The sequence below is a fragment of the Bordetella genomosp. 8 genome (assembly GCF_002119685.1).
GTDB lineage: Bacteria > Pseudomonadota > Gammaproteobacteria > Burkholderiales > Burkholderiaceae_B > Bordetella_C.
This window is the reverse complement of the sequence record NZ_CP021108.1, coordinates 3,918,557-3,941,577: the sequence shown is the minus strand read 5'-3', so window position 1 is coordinate 3,941,577 and position 23,021 is coordinate 3,918,557. Positions and strand designations below refer to the sequence as shown.

The following is a 23,021-nucleotide window of genomic DNA, read 5'->3' as shown; positions in this document are numbered from 1 at the left end:
CTGTCATGCGGCCGACGGTACAATGCCCCGCACGGATTGTATAAAAGCGAGAGATTTCTTGGATTCTGCCAATCGCACCAGGCCGTCCGGATCGCATCCGGTCAAGGCTGTGCTCTGGAAACGTATTTATTCGCGCGTCGGCACCCACTGGAAGGCCCTGGTCCTGGCGGTCCTGCTGATGGCGGGCGCCGCCGGCACCCAACCGACGCTGGCCGTCATCATGAAGCCCCTGCTGGACGACGGCTTCAGCGGCGCCAAGCCCTATTATGTCTGGGCCATCCCCCTGGCCGTGGTCGGGCTCATCTTCCTGCGCGGGATCTGCAATTTCTTCAGCGACTACCTGCTGGCCTGGGTGGCCAACAACGTATTGCGCGGTATCCGCCAGGAAATGTTCGACCGGCTGCTCGGCCTGCCCGACGAACAGTTCAAGCGAGGCGATACCGGCCGCTTGCTGAACCGCTTCACCATCGATGCCGGCAACGTCACGGGCTACGCCACCGACGTCATCACGGTGCTGGTGCGTGAAAGCCTGGTCGTGGTGGCGCTCATCTGCGTGCTGCTGTACATGTCCTGGCTGCTGACGCTGATCATCCTGGTCATGCTGCCGGTCTCGGTGCTGATCGCCCGCGTCTTCATCCGCCGCCTGCGCAAGATCAACCGCGACACGGTCAACATGAATGCCGAGCTCACGCGCGTGGTGGGCGAGGGCATCGACGGCCAGCGCGTCATCAAGCTGTTCGACGGCTACGAATACGAACGCAGCCGTTTCGGCTACGTCAATTCGCGCCTGCGCCGCTTCGCCATGCGTAGCGCCATCGCGGACGCCGCGATGACGCCCCTGACCCAGGTCTGCATCGCCTTGTCCGTCGCCGGGATCATTGCCGTCGCGCTGGGCCAGGCCAATGCCGGCACGCTGACGGCCGGCAGCTTCGCCGCCTTCATGGCCTCGCTGGCGCAGCTGTTCGACCCGGTCAAGCGGCTGACCAATCTGGCCGGCCGCATGCAGCGCATGCTGGTTTCCGCCGAAAGCGTGTTCACCTTGATCGACGAAGTTCCCGAGCAGGAAACCGGTACCCTGGCGCTGCCCGAGCCGATACGCGGCCAGGTCGAATTCAGCGGCGTATGCCACCGGTTCCCCGATGCCGCCCGCGACACTGTCAGCGATGTCTCGTTCGTCGTGAACCCCGGCGAAACGGTGGCCCTGGTGGGACGATCCGGCAGCGGCAAGACCACGCTGGTGAACATGCTGCCGCGTTTCGTCAATCCCACCGCCGGCCGGATAGCCATCGACGGCATCGACATCCAGGATCTGAGCTTCGGCAGCCTGCGTTCGCATCTGTCGCTGGTCAGCCAGGACGTGGTGCTGTTCGACGACACCATCGCGGTCAACGTCGGCTACGGCGCCCTGGGCCAGGCCAGCGACCAGCAGGTGCTGGAAGCCCTGGAGGCCGCCAACCTGCGCGATTTCGTCGAAGGCCTGCCCAAGGGCATACATACCCCGGTCGGTGAAAACGCCGCCCGCCTGTCCGGCGGCCAGCGCCAGCGGCTGGCGATCGCGCGGGCGTTGATCAAGAATGCGCCCATCCTGATCCTGGACGAAGCCACCTCCGCCCTGGATAACGAATCCGAGCGCCAGGTGCAGGCTTCGCTGGAGCGCCTGATGAAGGGGCGTACAACCCTGGTGATCGCCCACCGGCTTTCCACCGTGCAGAACGCCGACCGCATCGTGGTCCTGGACGCCGGCAAGGTCATGGAGCAGGGTCGTCACGAAGAACTGCTGGCGGCCAACGGCTTGTACGCCTCGCTCTACCGCATGCAGTTCCGCGACACGGAATAGCACTGGATATCGCCGAGCCGCATCGGACGCTGCCGGGCTCGTCACTAAATGCGACAAGCCTGGTCCTGATGGATAGAATGACGGTCGCGCGCAGCTCCCCTCCTGTCCAACCGGCGGGGCGAGCGGATACTGCCGCCCCAACCGAGTCAGGATAGTCGTCATGAGACGAATCGCGGCGGCCTTTTTCTTCGCTTGTCTTTCCGTGCTGACCGCCACGGCGCACGCCCATGCGCGGTTGATGGAAATCGTGCCGGCGGACGGCACTGTCCTCGTCGCACCGCCCCGCGACCTCATCCTGACCTTCAGCGAACCGGTCACGCCGCTGGTTCTCACCCTGCTGGGCCCCGGCGGCCAGACGGTGCAATTGGACCAGGCCGAAATCCACGACACGACACTGTCCGTGGGGGTGCCCCCGCAAGCCCCGCTGGGCAGCTATCTTTTCAGCTGGCGCGTCGCGTCCGCCGACGGCCATCCGGTGGGCGGCACCCTGAACTTCGTCGTGGGCTCCCCCGATCGCCAGGCCCGCGCCGCCGCACCGCCTTACCACGCGCCCTTGCTCTATCCGGCCATCATCGTGGTCTCGCTCGCGCTATTGGCGGGCCTGATGTTCGGCATCGGCGGCGTGGCCTTCGATGCCTGGGCGGCGCAATACGAAGCGGGCAGCTGCCGCAAGCACCTGCCCGCGCTGCTGGTGGCGGCCGTCGCCGCGCCGGTGTCGCTGGGCCTGCAAGGCCTGGACGCCCTTGGTGCGCCCTGGTCGGCCGTGATCACGCGCGCCTGCTGGAGCGCGGCCATGAGCACTTCCTATGGCGCGCTGGTGTGGATTGCCGAAGCCGCCGTGCTGATCGGGCTCTTCGCCTGTGTCGTCGCGTCGGCGCGTTGGCGCCGTGGGCTGGCGTCGCTGGCCATGCTCCTGCTGGGCCTGGCGCTGGCGTCCAGCGGGCATGCGGCCACGGCCACCGATGGCAGTGCCTCGCGCATCGTCGTGTTCCTCCACGTTCTTGCGGCCTCCGCCTGGCTCGGGGCGCTGGCCTCCCTGCCGGTCCTGTTGCTGGCGGGGTATGGCGAAACGCCCTTGCGCCGCTTTTCCCGGGCGGCGCTGGCCATAGTCGTCCTGCTGGTCGCCACCGGCCTGGTGCTGGCGTGGTGGCAATTGCGGGAGCCGGCGGATTTGTGGCGTACGTACTTCGGCAGGGTGCTCCTGGCCAAACTGGCGCTCGTCGTGGCCCTGTTGGCGCTGGGCGCGGCCAACCGATGGCGATGGACCGCCGCAGCCTTGCGCGGGAACCTGGATGCCCTGCGTGCCCTGGTCCTCAATATACGATGGGAAATCGCGCTTGCCCTCGCCATCCTGTTTGCGGTGGCGCTGTGGCGCTTCGCCCCGCCGCTGGCCGAGCCGCAAGCCTTGTCCATGCCGGTCCGTCACGACACCGTGTCGCTGCGGGGCGCGGGCGGCGCGGGAGAGGCCCACGTCGTCCCGGACCCGAACGGCCATGCGCGCGTGACCATCGCCATCACCGCGAATGATGGCAGTCCGCTGCAACCCAGGGAATTGACGACGACCTTCTCCATGCCGAGGATAGGCATCGAAGGCATCGTTCGACCGGCCCGTCCCGCGGACGGCGACGCGCGCGGAGCGTGGATCGTCGACGACGTTCCCCTGGTCATCACAGGAGAATGGCGTATCGTCGTCCAGGCCCAGGTGCCCGGGCGCGGCGGCATGTTGCTGGAAGGGCATACCCATATCGACGCGGCTCGCCAGACGGCCCGCTGATCCATCGCGCCGGGATGGCCGATAATCTGGCCGTCAATCACGGTGGGGAAGCCAGCCTCATGTCGAACACCCAACAAGACCTGCCGACCGACGCGGCCGCGGTCCTGGAATTCTGGAAGGATGCGGGCCCGCGCAAATGGTTCGCCAAGGACGCCGCATTCGACGCCGCGTTTTCCGAGCGCTTCGCGGCATTGCATCTGGCGGCCGCGCGCCGCGCCCTGGATCATTGGGCGGCCACGGCCCCGGGGGTGCTCGCCCTGCTGGTCCTGCTGGATCAATATCCCCGCAACGCCTATCGCGGCACCGCGCACATGTATGCCACCGATCCCCTGGCGCGATTCTTCGCCAGGCAGGCGGTGGAACAGGGACTGGACAGGCAGGTGGAAGCCGGGATGCTGGTCTTCTTCTATCTTCCATTCGAGCATTCGGAAGACCCGGACGACCAGGCACTCTCGGTGCAACTGGCGCAGCGCCTGGATGCACGCAGCAGGGATTTTGCCATCCTGCACCGCGACATCATCGCCCGTTTCGGCCGGTTTCCCCATCGCAACGCGCTGCTCGGCCGCGTTTCCACGGCGCAGGAACAGGCATTCCTGGAGCAGGGCGGTTTCGCCGGCTAGCGCGGCCGTGCTGGCCGGCTCCCCGGCCCGACGTCAGATCAGGATGAGGTCGTACTGTTCCTGCGTATAGGTCGCCTCGACTTCCAGCGACACCGTCTTGCCCACGAAGTCTCCCAGCATCGCAAGGTGCTGGCTTTCTTCTTCCAGGAACAGGTCCACCACCTGTTGCGAAGCCAGGATACGGAATTCCTTGGGATTGAATTGCCGCGCCTCGCGCAGGATTTCACGCAGGATCTCGTAGCAGATGGTGCGCGCGGTGCGCACGTGGCCGCGCGATTGGCAGGTCGGGCATGATTCGCACAACTGGTGCGCCAGCGAATCGCGCGTGCGCTTGCGCGTCATCTCCACCAGCCCCAGCTGCGTGAAGCCGTTGACCGTCATGCGTGTGCGGTCGCGCGCCAGGGCCTTGCGCAGTTCGGCCAGCACCGTTTCGCGATGCTCCGTGTCTTCCATATCGATGAAGTCCAGGATCACGATGCCGCCCAGGTTGCGCAGCCGCAGCTGCCGCGCGATGGCCTGCGCCGCTTCCAGGTTGGTCTTGAAGATGGTGTCGTCAAAATTGCGTCCGCCGACGAAGCCGCCCGTGTTCACGTCCACCGTGGTCAGGGCTTCGGTCTGGTCGACGATCAGGTAGCCGCCGGATTTCAGGTCCACGCGGCGCGACAGCGCCCGCTGGATTTCATCGTCGACATTGGCCGTATCGAACAAGGGACGCTCCCCGCTGTAGTGATGGATGCGGTCCACCACCGAAGGGGTATACACCCGCGCCCACTCCAGCAGGTCGGCGGTCGTGGTGCGCGAATCCACGCGTATGGTCCCCGTGTGGGGGCCCACCATGTCGCGCAGCACCCGCTGCGCCAGCGTCAGGTCCTGGTGCAGCACGGTAGGCGCCGGATGGCTGCGGGCAGCCGCCTGCACGCTACTCCACAGCTTGCGCAGGTAATCCAGGTCGGCGCGAAGTTCCTCGTCCGTGGACCCCTCGGCCTGGGTGCGGACGATGAACCCGCCTTTTTCGTCTTCCGGCATCAGGGCGCTCAGGCGTTCGCGCAACTGCACCCGTTCGCTCTCCGAGTCGATCTTCTGCGAAATGCCGATATGCGGATCGTGCGGCAGATAGACCAGCATGCGCCCGGCCATGCTGATCTGGGTCGACAGCCGCGCTCCCTTGGTCCCCAGCGGATCCTTGATGACCTGCACCATCAAGGTCTGGCCTTCGAACAGCAGCTTCTCGATCGGTGTGGGCGTCAAGCCCTGGCTGCGTTCGGTGCGGTTCTCGCGCAGGTCGGCGATGTGGATGAAGGCCGCGCGTTCCAGGCCGATATCCACGAAGGCGCTCTGCATGCCAGGCAGCACGCGTACCACGCGGCCCAGATAGATGTTCCCGACGTGGCCCCGCTGGATGCTGCGCTCCACGTGCAGTTCCTGCACGGCGCCCTGCGCGACCACGGCCACGCGGGTCTCGAACGGCGTGACGTTGATGAGGATGTCTTCGTATACGTCAGGATGGGTGGCGGACATGGCTGGCTTTATGGTCTGTTTGAATGCATGGTGCCGAAGCGCGCCGGAGCGCTCAACTCTTGCACATCAGCCGAAGTCTATCCATAAAGCAGCGCGCCGGGCGCGATTACCTGTGTCGCCGGCACGTCGCGAATTCCTGTGCTATAGTCGCGCCCCTTCGCTGCTGAAGCGAAGGACGAGAAGAAGTCGGTACCCCTGGTTTGGCGGCATGTCCGTTGGATCGGGAAGGGCAGGGCGGGGCAAGCGTAGTGCTGGCGCCGCGGTCAAAGCGGCAAAGCAAAATAAAGCGACGCTGATTTGACAGCCCCAAAAAAACGCTTCATAATCTCGTTTCTCTGCTGCTGACACAGCAACGACGCAAAGCAAACAGCGAAGCGGCGGTGCCAGCGAAAAAGCGGAGCTGCTCTTTAAAAACTAGACAACCGATAAGTGTGGGCGCTTGATGGATGTAGGCGCACCTGAGCCGGTCTGGCGTGCGGACGTAACAGTTCGAGCGTAGGGCGGGCCAGGGCCGAAGAAATCAAGTGCTCACAGAAGTAAGTGTCAGGAATCAGATGGTCGCAAGATCGTCTGGGTTCTATCACTTCCTTTGAGAGCGCTAAGCGAAAGACAGTCCGGGTCGATGGACCTTGGGTTGTACGAAACAGAGATTGAACTGAAGAGTTTGATCCTGGCTCAGATTGAACGCTGGCGGGATGCCTTACACATGCAAGTCGAACGGCAGCACGGACTTCGGTCTGGTGGCGAGTGGCGAACGGGTGAGTAATGTATCGGAACGTGCCCAGTAGCGGGGGATAACTACGCGAAAGCGTAGCTAATACCGCATACGCCCTGAGGGGGAAAGCGGGGGATCGTAAGACCTCGCACTATTGGAGCGGCCGATATCGGATTAGCTAGTTGGTGGGGTAACGGCTCACCAAGGCGACGATCCGTAGCTGGTTTGAGAGGACGACCAGCCACACTGGGACTGAGACACGGCCCAGACTCCTACGGGAGGCAGCAGTGGGGAATTTTGGACAATGGGGGCAACCCTGATCCAGCCATCCCGCGTGTGCGATGAAGGCCTTCGGGTTGTAAAGCACTTTTGGCAGGAAAGAAACGGCGCCGGCTAATACCTGGCGTAACTGACGGTACCTGCAGAATAAGCACCGGCTAACTACGTGCCAGCAGCCGCGGTAATACGTAGGGTGCAAGCGTTAATCGGAATTACTGGGCGTAAAGCGTGCGCAGGCGGTTCGGAAAGAAAGATGTGAAATCCCAGGGCTTAACCTTGGAACTGCATTTTTAACTACCGGGCTAGAGTGTGTCAGAGGGGGGTGGAATTCCACGTGTAGCAGTGAAATGCGTAGATATGTGGAGGAACACCGATGGCGAAGGCAGCCCCCTGGGATAACACTGACGCTCATGCACGAAAGCGTGGGGAGCAAACAGGATTAGATACCCTGGTAGTCCACGCCCTAAACGATGTCAACTAGCTGTTGGGGCCTTCGGGCCTTGGTAGCGCAGCTAACGCGTGAAGTTGACCGCCTGGGGAGTACGGTCGCAAGATTAAAACTCAAAGGAATTGACGGGGACCCGCACAAGCGGTGGATGATGTGGATTAATTCGATGCAACGCGAAAAACCTTACCTACCCTTGACATGTCTGGAATCCCGAAGAGATTTGGGAGTGCTCGCAAGAGAACCGGAACACAGGTGCTGCATGGCTGTCGTCAGCTCGTGTCGTGAGATGTTGGGTTAAGTCCCGCAACGAGCGCAACCCTTGTCATTAGTTGCTACGAAAGGGCACTCTAATGAGACTGCCGGTGACAAACCGGAGGAAGGTGGGGATGACGTCAAGTCCTCATGGCCCTTATGGGTAGGGCTTCACACGTCATACAATGGTCGGGACAGAGGGTCGCCAACCCGCGAGGGGGAGCCAATCCCAGAAACCCGATCGTAGTCCGGATCGCAGTCTGCAACTCGACTGCGTGAAGTCGGAATCGCTAGTAATCGCGGATCAGCATGTCGCGGTGAATACGTTCCCGGGTCTTGTACACACCGCCCGTCACACCATGGGAGTGGGTTTTACCAGAAGTAGTTAGCCTAACCGCAAGGAGGGCGATTACCACGGTAGGATTCATGACTGGGGTGAAGTCGTAACAAGGTAGCCGTATCGGAAGGTGCGGCTGGATCACCTCCTTTCAGAGCAAGCGTTTGCGTTTGTTAAGCGGCCACACTTATCGGTTGTTGATGTAAGACTGGATCGAAAGCGGATCCGATGCGAATTGGGTCTGTAGCTCAGTCGGTTAGAGCACCGTCTTGATAAGGCGGGGGTCGTTGGTTCGAATCCAACCAGACCCACCAAGGTTTTATCTGGGGGTGTAGCTCAGCTGGGAGAGCGCCTGCTTTGCAAGCAGGATGTCATCGGTTCGATCCCGTTCACCTCCACCAATTGCCTTTTAATCAGGCGGGTGCAGCGTCGAAGGGTCCGCGAGAAAAAAGAGTTCAACGATCAGTGTTTGATCTGTTCAGGAAAGAGCAGATCGAATCTTGATCGTTGGGTTTTTAACTCGACAGTTTTACTCGTTCTTTAACAATCTGGAAGAAGCACAACGAGAAGTATTGGCGGTGTGTTCATCCCCTTTGATAGCGATATCGATGGGAAATGAGCGCGTCGTTGAATACGGGTTGTGATTGCATTAGTAGTTCAAACTCAAGTGAATTTGAACGGCACAAACGCAAAGTATCATGTCAGAGCAAGACGGTTGCTTGGGAAGTGTTCTATAGCCATTAGCGTTATAGGATCAAGCGACTAAGTGCATATGGTGGATGCCTTGGCGATCACAGGCGATGAAGGACGTTGTAGCCTGCGAAAAGCTGCGGGGAGCTGGCAAACAAGCATTGATCCGCAGATATCCGAATGGGGAAACCCACCGTCGCAAGACGGTATCCTGGGCTGAATACATAGGCTCCAGGAGGCGAACCGGGTGAACTGAAACATCTCAGTAACTCGAGGAACAGAAATCAACCGAGATTCCGAAAGTAGTGGCGAGCGAAATCGGAAGAGCCTTTACGATTTAGCGCGTTGTATAGTCGAACGGGATGGAAAGCCCGGCCGTAGCAGGTGATAGCCCTGTAGGCGAAATGCAATGCGTGGAACTAGGCGTAAGAGAAGTAGGGCGGGACACGTGAAATCCTGTTTGAAGATGGGGGGACCATCCTCCAAGGCTAAATACTCGTGATCGACCGATAGTGAACCAGTACCGTGAGGGAAAGGCGAAAAGAACCCCGGAAGGGGAGTGAAATAGATCCTGAAACCGTATGCATACAAACAGTCGGAGCCTCCTTGTGGGGTGACGGCGTACCTTTTGTATAATGGGTCAGCGACTTACATTCAGTGGCAAGCTTAACCGGATAGGGAAGGCGTAGCGAAAGCGAGTCCGAATAGGGCGATTCAGTCGCTGGGTGTAGACCCGAAACCAGATGATCTATCCATGGCCAGGTTGAAGGCACGGTAACACGTGCTGGAGGACCGAACCCACTAGTGTTGAAAAACTAGGGGATGAGCTGTGGATAGGGGTGAAAGGCTAAACAAATCTGGAAATAGCTGGTTCTCTCCGAAAACTATTTAGGTAGTGCCTCAAGTATGACTGCGGGGGGTAGAGCACTGTTATGGCTAGGGGGTCATGGCGACTTACCAAACCATGGCAAACTCCGAATACCCGCAAGTCCAGCTTGGGAGACAGAGCACCGGGTGCTAACGTCCGGACTCAAGAGGGAAACAACCCAGACCGCCAGCTAAGGTCCCGAATTATCGCTAAGTGGGAAACGAAGTGGGAAGGCTTAGACAGTCAGGAGGTTGGCTTAGAAGCAGCCATCCTTTAAAGAAAGCGTAATAGCTCACTGATCGAGTCGTCCTGCGCGGAAGATGTAACGGGGCTAAGCGATAAACCGAAGCTGCGGGTGTGCACCTTAGGGTGTACGCGGTAGGAGAGCGTTCTGTAAGCCTGTGAAGGTGACTCGTAAGGGTTGCTGGAGGTATCAGAAGTGCGAATGCTGACATGAGTAGCGATAAAGGGGGTGAAAAGCCCCCTCGCCGTAAGTCCAAGGTTTCCTGCGCAACGTTCATCGGCGCAGGGTGAGTCGGCCCCTAAGGCGAGGCAGAGATGCGTAGCTGATGGGAAGCTGGTTAATATTCCAGCACCATCGTACAGTGCGATGGGGGGACGGATTGCGGAAGATCATCAGGGTGTTGGATGTCCCTGTTGCTGCATTAGAGAGGGCGCTTAGGCAAATCCGGGCGCGTGACTCAAGGGTGTGGCACGAGCGAGCATGTCTCGCGAAGTGATTGGAAGTGGTTCCAAGAAAAGCCTCTAAGCTTCAGCTGTACGAGACCGTACCGCAAACCGACACAGGTGGACGGGATGAATATTCCAAGGCGCTTGAGAGAACTCGGGAGAAGGAACTCGGCAAATTGATACCGTAACTTCGGGAGAAGGTATGCCCCGGTAGTGTGAGGCGCCTGCGCGCTGAGCATGATGGGGTCGCAGAGAATCGGTGGCTGCGACTGTTTATTAAAAACACAGCACTCTGCAAAGACGAAAGTCGACGTATAGGGTGTGACGCCTGCCCGGTGCCGGAAGGTTAAGTGATGGGGTGCAAGCTCTTGATCGAAGCCCCGGTAAACGGCGGCCGTAACTATAACGGTCCTAAGGTAGCGAAATTCCTTGTCGGGTAAGTTCCGACCTGCACGAATGGCGTAACGATGGCCACACTGTCTCCTCCCGAGACTCAGCGAAGTTGAAGTGTTTGTGATGATGCAATCTACCCGCGGCTAGACGGAAAGACCCCATGAACCTTTACTGTAGCTTTGCATTGGACTGTGAACCGGCCTGTGTAGGATAGGTGGGAGGCGCGGAAACCGAGTCGCCAGATTCGGTGGAGCCGACCTTGAAATACCACCCTGGTCTGTTTGCGGTTCTAACCTTGGCCCGTTATCCGGGTTGGGGACAGTGCATGGTGGGCAGTTTGACTGGGGCGGTCTCCTCCCAAAGCGTAACGGAGGAGTTCGAAGGTACGCTAGGTACGGTCGGAAATCGTGCTGATAGTGCAATGGCATAAGCGTGCTTGACTGTGAGACTGACAAGTCGAACAGGTGCGAAAGCAGGACATAGTGATCCGGTGGTTCTGAATGGAAGGGCCATCGCTCAACGGATAAAAGGTACTCTGGGGATAACAGGCTGATACCGCCCAAGAGTTCATATCGACGGCGGTGTTTGGCACCTCGATGTCGGCTCATCTCATCCTGGGGCTGTAGCCGGTCCCAAGGGTATGGCTGTTCGCCATTTAAAGAGGTACGTGAGCTGGGTTTAAAACGTCGTGAGACAGTTTGGTCCCTATCTGCCGTGGGCGTTGGATACTTGACGGAGCCTGCTCCTAGTACGAGAGGACCGGAGTGGACGTACCTCTGGTGTACCGGTTGTCATGCCAATGGCATTGCCGGGTAGCTATGTACGGAAGAGATAACCGCTGAAGGCATCTAAGCGGGAAACTCGTCTGAAGATTAGGTATCCCGGGGCCTCGAGCCCCCTGAAGGGTCGTTCAAGACCAGGACGTTGATAGGTCGGGTGTGGAAGCGCAGTAATGCGTTAAGCTAACCGATACTAATTGCCCGTGCGGCTTGATCCTATAACCCTGATGGTTAGAAAGCACCATCCAAAGCAAGCGGCTTGCCAAAAGCCATGATGCTTGCGTAGTGCCCACGCGAGCGAGTCAACGCTCGCTGCAATGCAGTCTCAACCCGAATTCAGCAATACCCCCAATACCCTCAACCAGGCCGACAGCCCCCGCGCTGCCGACCCGGCGTGCTTCTACCAGATTGGCGTGTCGCGCTTCCAAGAGGACGCGCGCCGCGCAACCCTTTACGCCTGACGACCATAGCAAGGTGGTCCCACTCCTTCCCATCCCGAACAGGACAGTGAAACGCCTTCGCGCCGATGATAGTGGACGGACGTCTGTGAAAGTAGGTCATCGTCAGGCTCTTATCCCCAAAACCCCGCTGCTCAACGCAGCGGGGTTTTGCTTTTGGAATTCACTTTTCCGCACCTCGCGCCGCCGGTCCGGCGCGTGAAGTGCGATAATCCGCGCAGGCGCGCAACGAGCACGCGCTCGCGGTCAGCACGACGCCAGACGACAGAAAATAAGTGGATGAGCAATGATCGAAATAGATCAAACCGCAGTACCGCGGAAGCAGAAGTTCTATCAGATTCTCTATGTGCAGGTGCTGGTCGCCATCGTCATCGGCATTCTTCTCGGGTACTACAAGCCTGACACCGCCGAAGCCATGCGGCCACTGGGCGACGGTTTCATCAAGCTGGTGAAGTTGATCATCGCGCCGGTGATCTTCCTGACCGTCAGTACCGGCATCGCCGGCATGAACGACCTCAAGCGTGTGGGCCGCGTCGCGGGCAAGGCCTTCATTTACTTCCTCGTGTTCTCCACCATCGCATTGATCGTCGGCATCCTGGTCAGCCACCTGGTGCAGCCGGGCGCGGGCATGCATGTGGATCCGCGCACGCTGGACAACAAGGCCGTCGCCGACTACGTCACCAAGGCCCACGACACGACCGTCACCGGCTTCCTGATGAACGTCATCCCCAGCTCCCTGGCCGGGCCGTTCGTCACGGGCGACATCCTGCAGGTGCTGTTCGTCTCGGTGTTGTTCGGTGTGGCGCTCGCCCTGGTCGGCGAACGGGGCAAACCGATACTGAATCTGCTGAACGCGCTGGCCCATCCCATCTTCAAGATGGTGGCCATCCTGATGCGCGCGGCACCCATCGGCGCCTTCGGCGCGATGGCGTTCACCATCGGCAAGTATGGGATCAAGTCGGTGATCAATCTGGCAGCGCTGGTCGGCACGTTCTACGGCACGGCCATCCTGTTCGTGCTGGTCGTGCTCGGCGCGGTGGCGCGCTACAACGGCTTTTCCATCATCAAGCTGGTGCGCTACATCCGCGAGGAATTGCTGCTAGTTCTGGGCACCAGCTCTTCCGAAGCCGCGCTTCCCAGCCTGATGCAGAAGATGGAACGCGCGGGTTGCTCGAAGTCCGTGGTGGGGCTGGTCGTGCCCACCGGCTATTCGTTCAACCTGGACGGCACCAACATCTACATGACGATGGCGGCGTTGTTCATTGCCCAGGCTTGCGATATCCATCTGTCGCTGGGTGACCAGATCCTGCTGCTGCTGGTCGCCATGCTCAGCTCCAAGGGCGCGGCGGGCGTGACGGGTTCGGGTTTCATCACCCTGGCTGCCACATTGTCGGTCGTGCCCAGCCTGCCGGTCGCAGGCATGGCGTTGATCCTGGGCGTGGACCGCTTCATGTCCGAATGCCGCGCGCTGACCAACCTGGTCGGTAACGCCACGGCGTCGGTGGTGGTGGCCCGTTGGGAAGGACAACTGGACAAGGAAGCCCTGGATGCCGCGCTGAACGGGCGTCCCGCGCCGGCGTCCACACAGATAGCGGAGCCCGCGGCCGTAGGCCGCTGACGATTTCGAATCGCGGTCCACATGCCTCGATGCCGTAAGGCGTCGAGGCATTTTGCTTATCAGGGCAGGATGATGTCGACCCGCCTTAGCAGCGCCGCAGTTTCGAAAAGAGGCAATCCCATCACGCCGGTATAGCTGCCTTCGATACGTTCGATGAAGGCGGCCGCCAGGCCCTGTATTCCATATGCGCCGGCCTTGCCGTAGGGTTCGCCGCTATCGCAATAACGTGCGATTTCATCGGCCTCCAGCGTCCGCATGCGCACTGTCGTGATCGACACCTTCTCATGCAGCCGATCGTGTGCGTACAGCGCGACGGCGGTATGGACTTCGTGGCTGGAGCCCGACAGGCGTGCGAGCATGCGGATGGCGTCGTCCCGGTCCGACGGTTTGCCCAGCACGTCGCCATCCAGGATGACGGTGGTATCGGCGGCCAGCAGCGGCCGGGGCGGCAAACCCTGCTCTTGGCGGTAGCGTTCCCCACGCACGGCTTTTTCGCGCGCGGTCCGGCGGACGTAATCCGCGGCCGGTTCGCCGGCATGCCGGGGCTCGTCTTCGCCCGGCGGCGCCGGGACGTCGAGTACTCGATGCACCAGGCCCATTTGCTTGAGCAATTCGCGGCGGCGCGGGCTGGCCGACGCAAGATACAGGCGAGGATCGGATCGGGATTCGAGATAGGAATCGGACGGCATGGCGTGCAGGCAGGGGCGTGGGCAATGGATGGCGCGGCGACAGGACCGTCGTGGCGACGCGTGGATAAAAGGGGGCCGCTCAGGCCCGATGATACGGGTGATTCGACAGGATCGCCCAGGCTCGATAAAGCTGTTCGGCCAGCAGCACGCGAACCATGGGGTGTGGCAGGGTCAAGGATGACAGGCGGATCAGCCCGTTGCAGGAGGATTTCAGCGCCGCATCCATCCCGTCGGGGCCGCCGACCAGGAACGCGACGTCGCGCCCTTGCCCGCGCCATTGCTCCAGGTTCTTGGCCAACGCCGCCGTGGTCAGGTCGCGCCCGCGCTCATCCAGCGCGATACGCAGCGCGCCCGCGGGGGCGGCTGCTTCGATGCGCCTGGCTTCCGCGGCCATCATCTGCGCGGGCGTCTTGCCGCTGGTCCGAGGTTCGGGCTTGACCTCGCGCAACTCGAGCGCGCAATCGGACGGCAGGCGGCGGGCGTAGTCATCCCACGCCGTTTCCACCCACGCCGGCATCCGGTTTCCGACCGCGATGACGATCAGCTTCACGGCTTCAGGATCCGGACCGCGGCAGCGGACTCATCGCGTGCTGGACTCGCGCTCAAATATCGTCTTCGTCGTAAGTCGCGCCGGACATCACCGTGCGCGAGGATTCCGGCAACAGCTTGACGCGTACCGGCTTGCCGCCCCAGATTTCTTCAAGGTTGTAGTACTCGCGGATCGCGGGCTGCATGACGTGGACGACGATGTCGCCCAGGTCCACCACCACCCATTCGCCGGTGTCTTCGCCTTCGACCGTGACGGTCAGTTTCAGGGCGCGGCCACGGTTGGCCACGCTGGACGCCAGGGCACGTGTTTGCCGGTTCGACGTTGCGCTGGCAATGACGACGCGATCGAACAGGCTGGTCAGATGGGTGACGTTGAAGACCTTGATATCTTGCGCCTTGACGTCCTCGAGGGCGTCAATAACGGCGCGCTGCAATTTCTGTATTTCCATGGTCGCAACTATAACCCCCGGTCGTGGGTTTAGGGCGAGGCGGTGCCGTCACATCGTTGGAAAGCAGCCACGGCCTAGTCACGGTAGAGCTGATGGGCCCCGATATATCGGCACACCGGCTCCGGCAATAGGTCATCGACCGGCAACCCGCGTGCCAGGCGCTCGCGGACAGCGGATGCGGAGACAGGCATTTCGGCGAAGGGCAGGGTTTCGACCTGGCGCCCCAGTGCGGCCAGGTGCTCCCGCAGGTCCGTCGGGGGATCCAGCGGGGTGCCGGGACGCACGGCCACGGCCAGGTCCACCCGGTCGACGATGATGCGCCAATCGCGCCATGTGCAGAAATTGGCCAACTGATCCGATCCCAATAACCAGACGTAGCGCGGCCCGCGCGGCAGGGCGCTGACGGTATCCACCGTATACGTCGGGCCGCCGCGGTCGATTTCCATCGTGTTGAGCACGATGCCCGGCTCGCTGGCGATCGCAAGGCGAACCATTTCGCAGCGTTGCTCGGCAGTTGCCTGCAGCGGTTGCCGCTGCCACGGCGCGGCGGCCGGGATCAGCTGGACCTGCGACAGGTGGAGTTCGCGCAGCGCAGCACGCGCCAGCGCGATATGGGCGATATGGATGGGATCGAAACTGCCGCCGAGCAGGCCGATGCGGTTCAAAGCCAGTCCCGGGCCACGAGAAATCCCGCCAGCGCGGCCTCGGGCGTACCGGGCTCAGGCTTCCAGTCGTAGCGCCAATTCGCAACCGGCGGCATCGACAGCAGGATGGATTCGGTGCGTCCGCCGGATTGCAGGCCGAACAGCGTTCCGCGGTCGTACACCAGGTTGAATTCAACGTAGCGTCCGCGCCGATAGGACTGGAAGGAACGTTCCCGTTCCCCGTACGGCTCGTCCTTGCGCAGCTCCACGATGGGAACGTAGGCATGCAGGAAGGCGTCGCCGACGTCGCGGACCAGCGCGAAGCAAACGTCGAAACCGGGTTCGGCCAGGTCATCGAAGAATATGCCGCCTATGCCCCGGGTCTCGCCCCGGTGCTTCAGGTAGAAATATTCGTCGCACCATTGCTTGAAACGCGGGTAGTAGTCGTCGCCATGCGCGGCGAGCGCATCCCGGCAGGTGCGGTGGAAGTGACGTGCGTCGTCTTCGAAGGCGTAGTAGGGCGTCAGATCCATGCCGCCGCCGAACCAGTAGGCCGAGCTTTCGCCGCTATGGCGCGCGGGCGCGACGAACAGGCGCACATTCATGTGCACGGTCGGCACGTAAGGATTGCGCGGATGCAGCACCAGGGATACGCCCATGGCCTGCCAGGGTCGTCCGGCCAGGTCCGGCCGCCGTGCGCTGGCCGAGGGTGGCAGGTTGCTGCCCAAGACATGGCTGAACAACACCGCGGCGCGCTCGAACACCTGGCCGCCTTCCAGCATGCGCGAAACGCCGCCGCCGCCTTCCGGCCTTTCCCACGTATCGGTGCGGAATGCCGTCCCATCCAACTGTTCCAGGCTCGCGACGATGCGCGCCTGCAGGTTGGCGAAATAGTCTCGCGCCGATTCGACGGCGGATTCGAAGGGCAGGGAGGCGGGTTCGGCGTTCATTCAGGTATTTGCCTTGGGTTTGGGCGGTACGCGTTTCAGGGCGCGCCAGCCGATGTCGGTACGGTACTGGCGGCCGTCGAACGCGATCCGGTCCACGGTTTCGTATGCGCGCTCGCGCGCCATGCGCACCGAATCCCCGAGGGCCGTCACGCACAGGACGCGACCGCCTGTGGTCTTGATCTGATCGCCGTCCAGGCGCGTGGCGGCATGGAAAACCATGCAGTCGGCGGCGTCCTCCGGCAAGCCGGAGATCACGTCCCCGGTGCGAGGCGTACCGGGGTAATTGTGCGCCGCCAGCACCACGCCCAGGGCGGTGCGCCGGTCCCAGACGATGTCCGCCTGGTTCAGCGTTCCGGCAATCGCATGTTCCACGACATCGACAAAGTCGCTTTTGATCCGCATCATGATCGGCTGCGTTTCCGGATCGCCCATGCGGCAGTTGTACTCCAGGACCTTGATGGGCCGGTCCGGATCGTCGCCGGGCGCGATCATCAGGCCGGCATACAGGAAACCGGTATAGGGCAGCCCGTCGCGTGCCATGCCCTGCACCGAAGGCAGGATGACTTCGCGCATGATGCGATGGTGCAGTTCCGGCGTGACGACCGGCGCCGGCGAGTAGGCACCCATGCCGCCGGTGTTGGGGCCCTGGTCGCCATCCTGCAGCCGTTTATGGTCCTGGCTGGTCGCCAGCGCCAGAACGTTGCGGCCGTCCACCATCACGATGAAGCTGGCTTCCTCGCCCAGCAGGCACTCCTCGATCACCACGCGCGCGCCCGCCTCGCCCAGTGAACCGTCGCCCAGCATGGCGTCCACCGCTTCATGCGCCTCGTCGACGGTGGTGGCGACCACCACGCCCTTGCCGGCCGCCAGGCCGTCGGCCTTGATGACGATGGGCGCGCCTTCCTGGTCGATATACGCATGCGCGAGTGCTGGATCGGTGAAGGTCTGGTAGCGCGCGGTGGGAATGTTGTGCCGCACCATGAAGGCCTTGGCGTAATCCTTCGAGCTTTCCAGCTGCGCCGCCGCCTTGGTCGGGCCGAAGATCTTCAGCCCCCGGGCGCGGAATACGTCGACGACACCCGCGGCCAGCGGCGCTTCCGGGCCTACCACCGTGAGCGATATGCCTTCGCGCTGGACGAAGTCGGCCAGTTCGTCGGCGTTGGTCAGCGCGACATTCTGCAGGCTGTCGTGCTGTGTGCCGCCATTGCCGGGTGCCACGAATACTTTGTGCACGCGCGGCGACTGCGCCAGCCGCCAGGCGAGGGCATGTTCGCGGCCGCCCGAACCGATAACCAGGAGTTTCATAATGGATGGGATAGGTAGAAAAACATGCATGGACCGGCGGGCGGCCCGTGCGCAGCGAGCCGCTCGAACGGCGCCCGGCATGATGTAACCCGCCCGAGGCGGGTCCCGGAAGGATCAGGCGTCGGTTTCATCGAGGACGGCCGTGGTGTAGACCTCCTGCACGTCGTCCAGTCCTTCGAGTGCGTCGAGCAGCTTCTGCATCTTGACCGCATCCTCGCCGGTGAGCTCGGTTTCGTTCAACGCCTTCATGATGACGCCGTCCATTTCCGCCTTCATGCCGGCCGCTTCGAAGGCCTGCCGCACGGCGGCATAGTCGGCCGGCGCGCAGATGACTTCGATCACGCCTTCGGCATCCGTCATCACGTCTTCGGCGCCGGCTTCCAGCGCGGTTTCCATGACCTTGTCTTCCGGCGTGCCGGGCGCGAAGATGAATTGGCCGCAGTGCTTGAACATGAACGCGACGGAGCCTTCCTGGCCCAGGTTCCCGCCGTTCTTGGCGAATGCATGGCGCACTTCGGCCACCGTGCGGGTGCGGTTGTCCGTCATGCAGTCGACGATCACCGCCGCGCCGCCGATGCCGTAGCCTTCGTAGCGGACTTCTTCGTAGTTGTCGCCATCCGCGCCGCCGGCGCCGCGCTGGATCGCGCGCTGGATGTTGTCCTTGGGCATGTTGGCGTCGGTGGCCTTGTCCCAGGCCAGCCGCAGGCGCGGGTTGCTTTCCGGATCGGCACCGCCCGCCCGCGCGGCAACGGTGATTTCACGGATGATCTTGGTCCACAGCTTGCCGCGCTTGGCGTCCTGGCGGCCCTTGCGGTGCTGAATATTGGCCCATTTACTGTGTCCGGCCATGGCTTTCCGAATAAGGTTGAGGCAAAGACGGCCATTTTACCGTGCCGTCCCCGCGCGGTGCGGCCGACGTGTTGCGTGCTTGCACGGTGCGGCGGAGAATGCCCGGGCGGCCGGCGCCTCGGCCGCGCCAAATTCAACGGGAGACCGCCATGCCAGATACCGCCCCATTGCTGCCCGTCCTGCGTGTTGCACGGCACGACGGCCAGGATCTGGGCCTGCTGCCTGGCATGGCCAATCGGCACGGTTGCATCACCGGCGCCACCGGCACCGGCAAGACCGTGACGCTGCAAGTGCTGGCCGAGCAGTTCTCGCGCATCGGCACACCCGTGTTCCTGGCCGATGTCAAAGGCGACCTGACCGGCATTTCACAGGCCGGCGCGTCCAGCCCCAGGCTGCGCCAGCGGCTGGACGCGCTGGGCCTGGACGAACCCGCATGGGCCGCCACGCCGGCCATCCTCTGGGACGTCTTCGGCCAGCAGGGCCATCCCGTGCGCGCGACCGTTTCGGACCTGGGGCCGCTGCTGCTGTCGCGCATGCTGGAGCTCAACGACACGCAGGAAGGCGTGCTTTCCATGGTCTTCAAGGTCGCCGACGACGAAGGCCTGCTGCTGCTGGACCTGAAGGACCTGCGGGCGATGCTGCAGGACGTCGCCGACCGCGCCGCGGAACTGAAGACGCGCTACGGCAACGTGTCGGCCGCGACCGTGGGCGCCATCCAGCGCGGATTGCTGCGGCTGGAGTCGCAGGGCGCCGACGATTTCTTCGGCGAACCGATGCTGGACATCGCCGACCTCATGCGGGTGGACGGCGAAGGCCGTGGCGTGGTCAGCATACTCGCGGCGGACAAGCTGATGCAGGCGCCTCGCCTGTACGCCGTATTCCTGCTCTGGCTGCTGGCCGAACTCTATGAAAAGCTACCCGAAGTCGGCGATCCGGAACAGCCGCGCCTGGTGTTCTTCTTCGACGAAGCACACCTGCTGTTCGAGGACGCGCCCAAGGCGCTTCTGGACAGGGTCGAACAGGTCGTCCGTCTGGTCCGGTCCAAGGGCGTCGGCGTGTACTTCGTGACGCAGAACCCGCTGGATATTCCGGAAACCGTGCTGGGACAACTGGGAAATCGCATCCAGCACGCGTTGCGCGCATTTACGCCGCGCGACCAGAAAGCGGTGCGTACGGCGGCGCAGACCATGCGGCCGAATCCGCAACTCGACCTGGAGCAGGCCATCACGGAGCTGGGCGTCGGCGAGGCCCTGGTGTCGCTTCTGGACGAAAAAGGACGCCCCGGCGTGACGCAGCGCGCCTGGATCGCGCCGCCCGCCAGCCGCATCGGGCCGGCCACCGCCGCGGAGCGCGAGGCCCTGCGCTCGGTGTCCCCGGTGAAAGGAAAATACGAGCAGGCGGTCGACAGGGACTCCGCTTACGAGGTCCTGGGTCGCCGCGCGGCCGGGCCCGCCGAACCGGCGGATGCGCCCGCCCGGCCGGCCGGCGCGCCCGGCGTTCCCGACGCGGCAGGCAAGGGCGGCGGGGTGATGGACGGATTGAACGACGTTCTGTTCGGCTCCACCGGTCCACGCGGCGGCCGTCGGGACGGCGTGGTGCAGACCATGGCGAAAACCGCGATGCGCTCGGTCGCGCGCGAATTGGTGCGTGGCGTGCTCGGCTCTCTGCTGGGTTCGCGACGCCGCTGATCCTGTCCCGCCCCGCGGTTTGTTCGATAATGGGCGGGCATGACGATATCGACGGACATCAACGACAACACATGGATATGGAGGCTCGGCGTGGCTAAGAAACACAAAATCGCGGTAATCCCCGGCGACGGCATCGGCAAGGAAGTCGTCCCGGAAGGGCTGCGCGTGCTGGACGCCGCCGCGGCGAAGTTCGGCATCGAGTTCCAATGGGACCACTTCGACTGGAGCTGCGACTACTACGCCCGGCATGGCAAGATGATGCCGGACGACTGGGCTGCCCAGATCGGCGGTCACGAGGCGATCTTCTTCGGCGCCATCGGCTGGCCCGACGCGGTGCCGGACCACGAAGCCCTTTGGGGTTCGCTGTTCCGCTTTCGCCGCGATTTCGACCAGTACATCAATCTGCGCCCCGTCCGCCTGATGCCGGGCGTGGTTTCGCCGCTGGCCAACCGCAAGCCCGGCGACATCGATTTCTTCATCGTCCGCGAAAATACCGAAGGCGAGTATTCCAATAGCGGCGGCAAGCTGTTTGCCGGCACCGAACGCGAAATCGTCATCCAGGAAAGCGTTTTTACCCGGGTCGGCGCTGAGCGCGTACTGAAGTTCGCTTTCGAACTGGCGCGCAAGCGCGGCAAGCACCTGACGGCGGCCACCAAGTCCAACGGCATTTCCATTTCCATGCCGTGGTGGGACGAACGCGTTGCCGAAATGGGGCAGCGCTATCCGGACGTGCGCTGGGACAAGTACCACATCGACATCCTGTGCGCCCACTTCGTCCAGCGGCCCGACATGTTCGACGTGGTCGTGGCATCCAACCTGTTCGGCGACATTCTGTCCGACCTGGGCCCGGCCTGCACCGGGACCATAGGCATTGCGCCGTCCGCCAACCTGAATCCGGAACGCAAGTTCCCGTCCCTGTTCGAGCCGGTCCACGGGTCGGCGCCCGACATCTACGGCAAGGGCATCGCGAATCCCATCGGGCAGATATGGAGCGGCGCCCTGATGCTGGATTTCCTGGGTTATCCGGAAGCCTCCGCCGCGGTGGTCGCGGCGATCGAGGACGTCCTGGCGAACGGGCCGCGCACGCCCGATATGAAGGGACAGGCCAGCACGCAAGACGTCGGCCGCGCCGTCGCCGAGCGGCTCGCCTAGAGGCTTGCCGGCCGCTGATTGCCGCCGGCTGCCATGACGCGACGGGGACTGCGCAGGCGGTCCCCGCAAGCAAATGTAAACATTGGCCCTGAGGATGTTCCCAAGCCCATGCGCGACGATACGTGCTATGGTTGGAGTGTCCCTTTTTTTGCTGCGGCATAGAGGCCGCAGCATCCCGTCCAGGGCCTGGAAGTTTGTAAATTCCCACGGATTTTCAAACTATTGACGCCCCCGGGAAGGTATAGTTTAACTACGGCCGAGCGCGGATTTCCGTGCTGCGTCCCCGGTACTCCCAGATCGCGCTGTACATTTTTGTACGTTTGCGCCCTCACGTTCGAGTTTGGCATTGTTATCTTCCACAAGTTTGGCTGCCGACAACGCGGATTCCCTGGTTGCGGGGAAGGCGCCACTGCTTCCCGAAAGCGGTAGCGTTGCTGTCGCCGACGATGGCACGGTAGGTGATAAGCCGCTTGACCGGTTCTGGCGCAAGTTCTACGCGTTGTTCCGCAGCCGTCGCATGCAGCACAATCGCCACCTGTGGCCCTATGTGTCCATCGGGCGCGACGAACAGGGCGCGATCAATACGTTTTCGGCCTTCCGCCACGCCGTTCCGGTGACGCCGCTGCAAAACGCGTTCGACGAACACCATGACACGGTGCACGTGATACTGAGCGGCCCGTCGGTCGGGGAAATCCAGTACGACAAGCTGCCGATCCAGGCGGCCATGGGCGTCAATGGCTCGATTTCCCTGGCGCGCCAATTCGACATCCCGTTCCGCTACTACTGCGTGATCGACCAGAATTTCGTGCGCCGCCGCATCGACCTGATGCGTGAGGTCGTCGAACGCGATCTGACCTTGTTCGTCACGCCGGATGTCCTGCGCTACATGGTCCAGGGCATGCCTTGGCCGGAACGTTATCGCTGCCGCGTCTGCGTCATCGAAGTCGTTTCCGAACGCGCCTATCTGCCGCATTTCAATCCCGAAGAACTGTCCGCCATGGCGCAGGCCAATCCGGCGCTGTCGCTCTTCGATTCGCAGCGTTCGCTGGGCTATAGCTTCGACCTGGCCAGCGGAGTGTTCGATGCCGACACCGTGGCGTATGCCGCGCTGCAGATCCTGGTTGCCGGTGGCGTCGGCCGCATCTACATGCACGGCCTGGACCTGGGATTCTCCGGCGCGCGCCGCTTCTACAAGGAAGCCCAGCCGGAAAACAGCCGCCTGGTGCGCAATTTCGATCGGCTGATCGAACCGTCCTTCTCGCATGCGGCCGCCTTGCTCAAGGCGCGCGGCGTCGACGTGTTCAATCTTTCGCTGAATAGCGCCTTGTCGGATCGGATCATGCCCAAACTGGACTGGCGCACGCTGGTTTCCTGAGCCAGCCGCCATGAAAAAGGCCCCCGGTGGCGTGCAGCAGGCTGCATGCGACCGGGGGCCTTTTCCTTATCGCGGTGGCGGTGCCAGACTTCCGT

15 protein-coding genes, 2 tRNA genes and 3 rRNA genes are annotated in these 23,021 nt (G+C 62.5%); 12 read left to right on the top strand and 8 right to left on the bottom strand.

The features are described from left to right. Positions 1 to 22: 22 nt before the first annotated feature. From msbA to CAL12_RS17935, 3 genes are all read left to right on the top strand, one after another. Positions 23 to 1,837, top strand: a complete 1,815-nt coding sequence (gene msbA / locus CAL12_RS17945; protein ID WP_198298266.1) for a lipid A export permease/ATP-binding protein MsbA — start codon at positions 23 to 25, stop codon at positions 1,835 to 1,837. 160 nt (positions 1,838 to 1,997) lie between these two features. Beyond that, the gene (locus CAL12_RS17940) at positions 1,998 to 3,611 is read left to right on the top strand and encodes a copper resistance CopC/CopD family protein (RefSeq protein ID WP_086065874.1); all 1,614 of its coding nucleotides are present in this window, start codon (positions 1,998 to 2,000) and stop codon (positions 3,609 to 3,611) included. A gap of 59 nt (positions 3,612 to 3,670) precedes the next feature. Beyond that, the gene (locus CAL12_RS17935) at positions 3,671 to 4,231 is read left to right on the top strand and encodes a DUF924 family protein (protein ID WP_086067962.1); all 561 of its coding nucleotides are present in this window, start codon (positions 3,671 to 3,673) and stop codon (positions 4,229 to 4,231) included. A 33-nt stretch (positions 4,232 to 4,264) separates the two neighbouring features. Here CAL12_RS17935 and rng read toward each other — a convergent pair whose 3' ends face one another. After that, on the bottom strand, positions 4,265 to 5,749 hold the full coding sequence (gene rng / locus CAL12_RS17930; protein ID WP_086065873.1) for a ribonuclease G: 1,485 nt from the start codon (positions 5,747 to 5,749) through the stop codon (positions 4,265 to 4,267). Positions 5,750 to 6,401: 652 nt separating this feature from the next. On the opposite strand from rng, the gene CAL12_RS17925 reads away from it, so the two are divergent. The 6 genes from CAL12_RS17925 to CAL12_RS17900 all read left to right on the top strand — a co-directional run bounded on the left by CAL12_RS17925 (position 6,402) and on the right by CAL12_RS17900 (position 13,276). Further along, positions 6,402 to 7,932 (top strand): 16S ribosomal RNA (locus tag CAL12_RS17925). 85 nt (positions 7,933 to 8,017) lie between these two features. After that, positions 8,018 to 8,094, top strand: a tRNA-Ile gene (locus CAL12_RS17920). A gap of 11 nt (positions 8,095 to 8,105) precedes the next feature. Continuing rightward, positions 8,106 to 8,181: transfer RNA gene (locus CAL12_RS17915), tRNA-Ala, on the top strand. Positions 8,182 to 8,532: 351 nt separating this feature from the next. Beyond that, positions 8,533 to 11,418, top strand: a 23S ribosomal RNA gene (locus CAL12_RS17910). Between the two features lie 238 nt (positions 11,419 to 11,656). Next, positions 11,657 to 11,769 (top strand): 5S ribosomal RNA (gene rrf, locus CAL12_RS17905). Together the 16S, 23S and 5S rRNA genes with 2 tRNA genes alongside form the textbook arrangement of a ribosomal RNA operon. A gap of 175 nt (positions 11,770 to 11,944) precedes the next feature. Further along, entirely contained in the window at positions 11,945 to 13,276 is a 1,332-nt protein-coding gene (locus tag CAL12_RS17900) for a dicarboxylate/amino acid:cation symporter (RefSeq protein ID WP_086065872.1), read from the top strand. A gap of 59 nt (positions 13,277 to 13,335) precedes the next feature. Here CAL12_RS17900 and CAL12_RS17895 read toward each other — a convergent pair whose 3' ends face one another. From CAL12_RS17895 to CAL12_RS17865, 7 genes are all read right to left on the bottom strand, one after another. Further along, on the bottom strand, positions 13,336 to 13,965 hold the full coding sequence (locus CAL12_RS17895; RefSeq protein ID WP_086065871.1) for a Maf family protein: 630 nt from the start codon (positions 13,963 to 13,965) through the stop codon (positions 13,336 to 13,338). 79 nt (positions 13,966 to 14,044) lie between these two features. Then, entirely contained in the window at positions 14,045 to 14,515 is a 471-nt protein-coding gene (rlmH, locus tag CAL12_RS17890) for a 23S rRNA (pseudouridine(1915)-N(3))-methyltransferase RlmH (protein ID WP_086065870.1), read from the bottom strand. A gap of 52 nt (positions 14,516 to 14,567) precedes the next feature. Next, positions 14,568 to 14,963, bottom strand: a complete 396-nt coding sequence (gene rsfS, locus CAL12_RS17885) for a ribosome silencing factor (protein ID WP_086065869.1) — start codon at positions 14,961 to 14,963, stop codon at positions 14,568 to 14,570. Positions 14,964 to 15,037: 74 nt separating this feature from the next. Next, positions 15,038 to 15,628 (bottom strand): nicotinate (nicotinamide) nucleotide adenylyltransferase, encoded by a 591-nt coding sequence (gene nadD, locus CAL12_RS17880; protein ID WP_086065868.1) that lies wholly within the window; start codon positions 15,626 to 15,628, stop codon positions 15,038 to 15,040. Next, on the bottom strand, positions 15,625 to 16,557 hold the full coding sequence (gene hemF, locus CAL12_RS17875; protein WP_086065867.1) for an oxygen-dependent coproporphyrinogen oxidase: 933 nt from the start codon (positions 16,555 to 16,557) through the stop codon (positions 15,625 to 15,627). Before hemF ends, nadD begins: the two co-directional genes overlap by 4 nt. Then, positions 16,558 to 17,862, bottom strand: a complete 1,305-nt coding sequence (purD, locus tag CAL12_RS17870) for a phosphoribosylamine--glycine ligase (protein ID WP_086065866.1) — start codon at positions 17,860 to 17,862, stop codon at positions 16,558 to 16,560. 114 nt (positions 17,863 to 17,976) lie between these two features. After that, positions 17,977 to 18,711 carry a YebC/PmpR family DNA-binding transcriptional regulator gene (locus tag CAL12_RS17865; protein WP_086065865.1) on the bottom strand — a complete coding sequence of 245 codons (735 nt, stop codon included), beginning with the start codon at positions 18,709 to 18,711 and terminating at the stop codon, positions 17,977 to 17,979. 149 nt (positions 18,712 to 18,860) lie between these two features. Between CAL12_RS17865 and CAL12_RS17860 the strand changes: the two genes are divergently transcribed. The 3 genes from CAL12_RS17860 to CAL12_RS17850 all read left to right on the top strand — a co-directional run bounded on the left by CAL12_RS17860 (position 18,861) and on the right by CAL12_RS17850 (position 22,926). Beyond that, positions 18,861 to 20,399 carry a helicase HerA-like domain-containing protein gene (locus tag CAL12_RS17860; protein WP_086065864.1) on the top strand — a complete coding sequence of 513 codons (1,539 nt, stop codon included), beginning with the start codon at positions 18,861 to 18,863 and terminating at the stop codon, positions 20,397 to 20,399. Between the two features lie 90 nt (positions 20,400 to 20,489). Further along, positions 20,490 to 21,551 carry a tartrate dehydrogenase gene (locus CAL12_RS17855; protein ID WP_086067961.1) on the top strand — a complete coding sequence of 354 codons (1,062 nt, stop codon included), beginning with the start codon at positions 20,490 to 20,492 and terminating at the stop codon, positions 21,549 to 21,551. Between the two features lie 517 nt (positions 21,552 to 22,068). Then, positions 22,069 to 22,926 carry a hypothetical protein gene (locus tag CAL12_RS17850; protein ID WP_232464562.1) on the top strand — a complete coding sequence of 286 codons (858 nt, stop codon included), beginning with the start codon at positions 22,069 to 22,071 and terminating at the stop codon, positions 22,924 to 22,926. Positions 22,927 to 23,021: the final 95 nt, after the last annotated feature.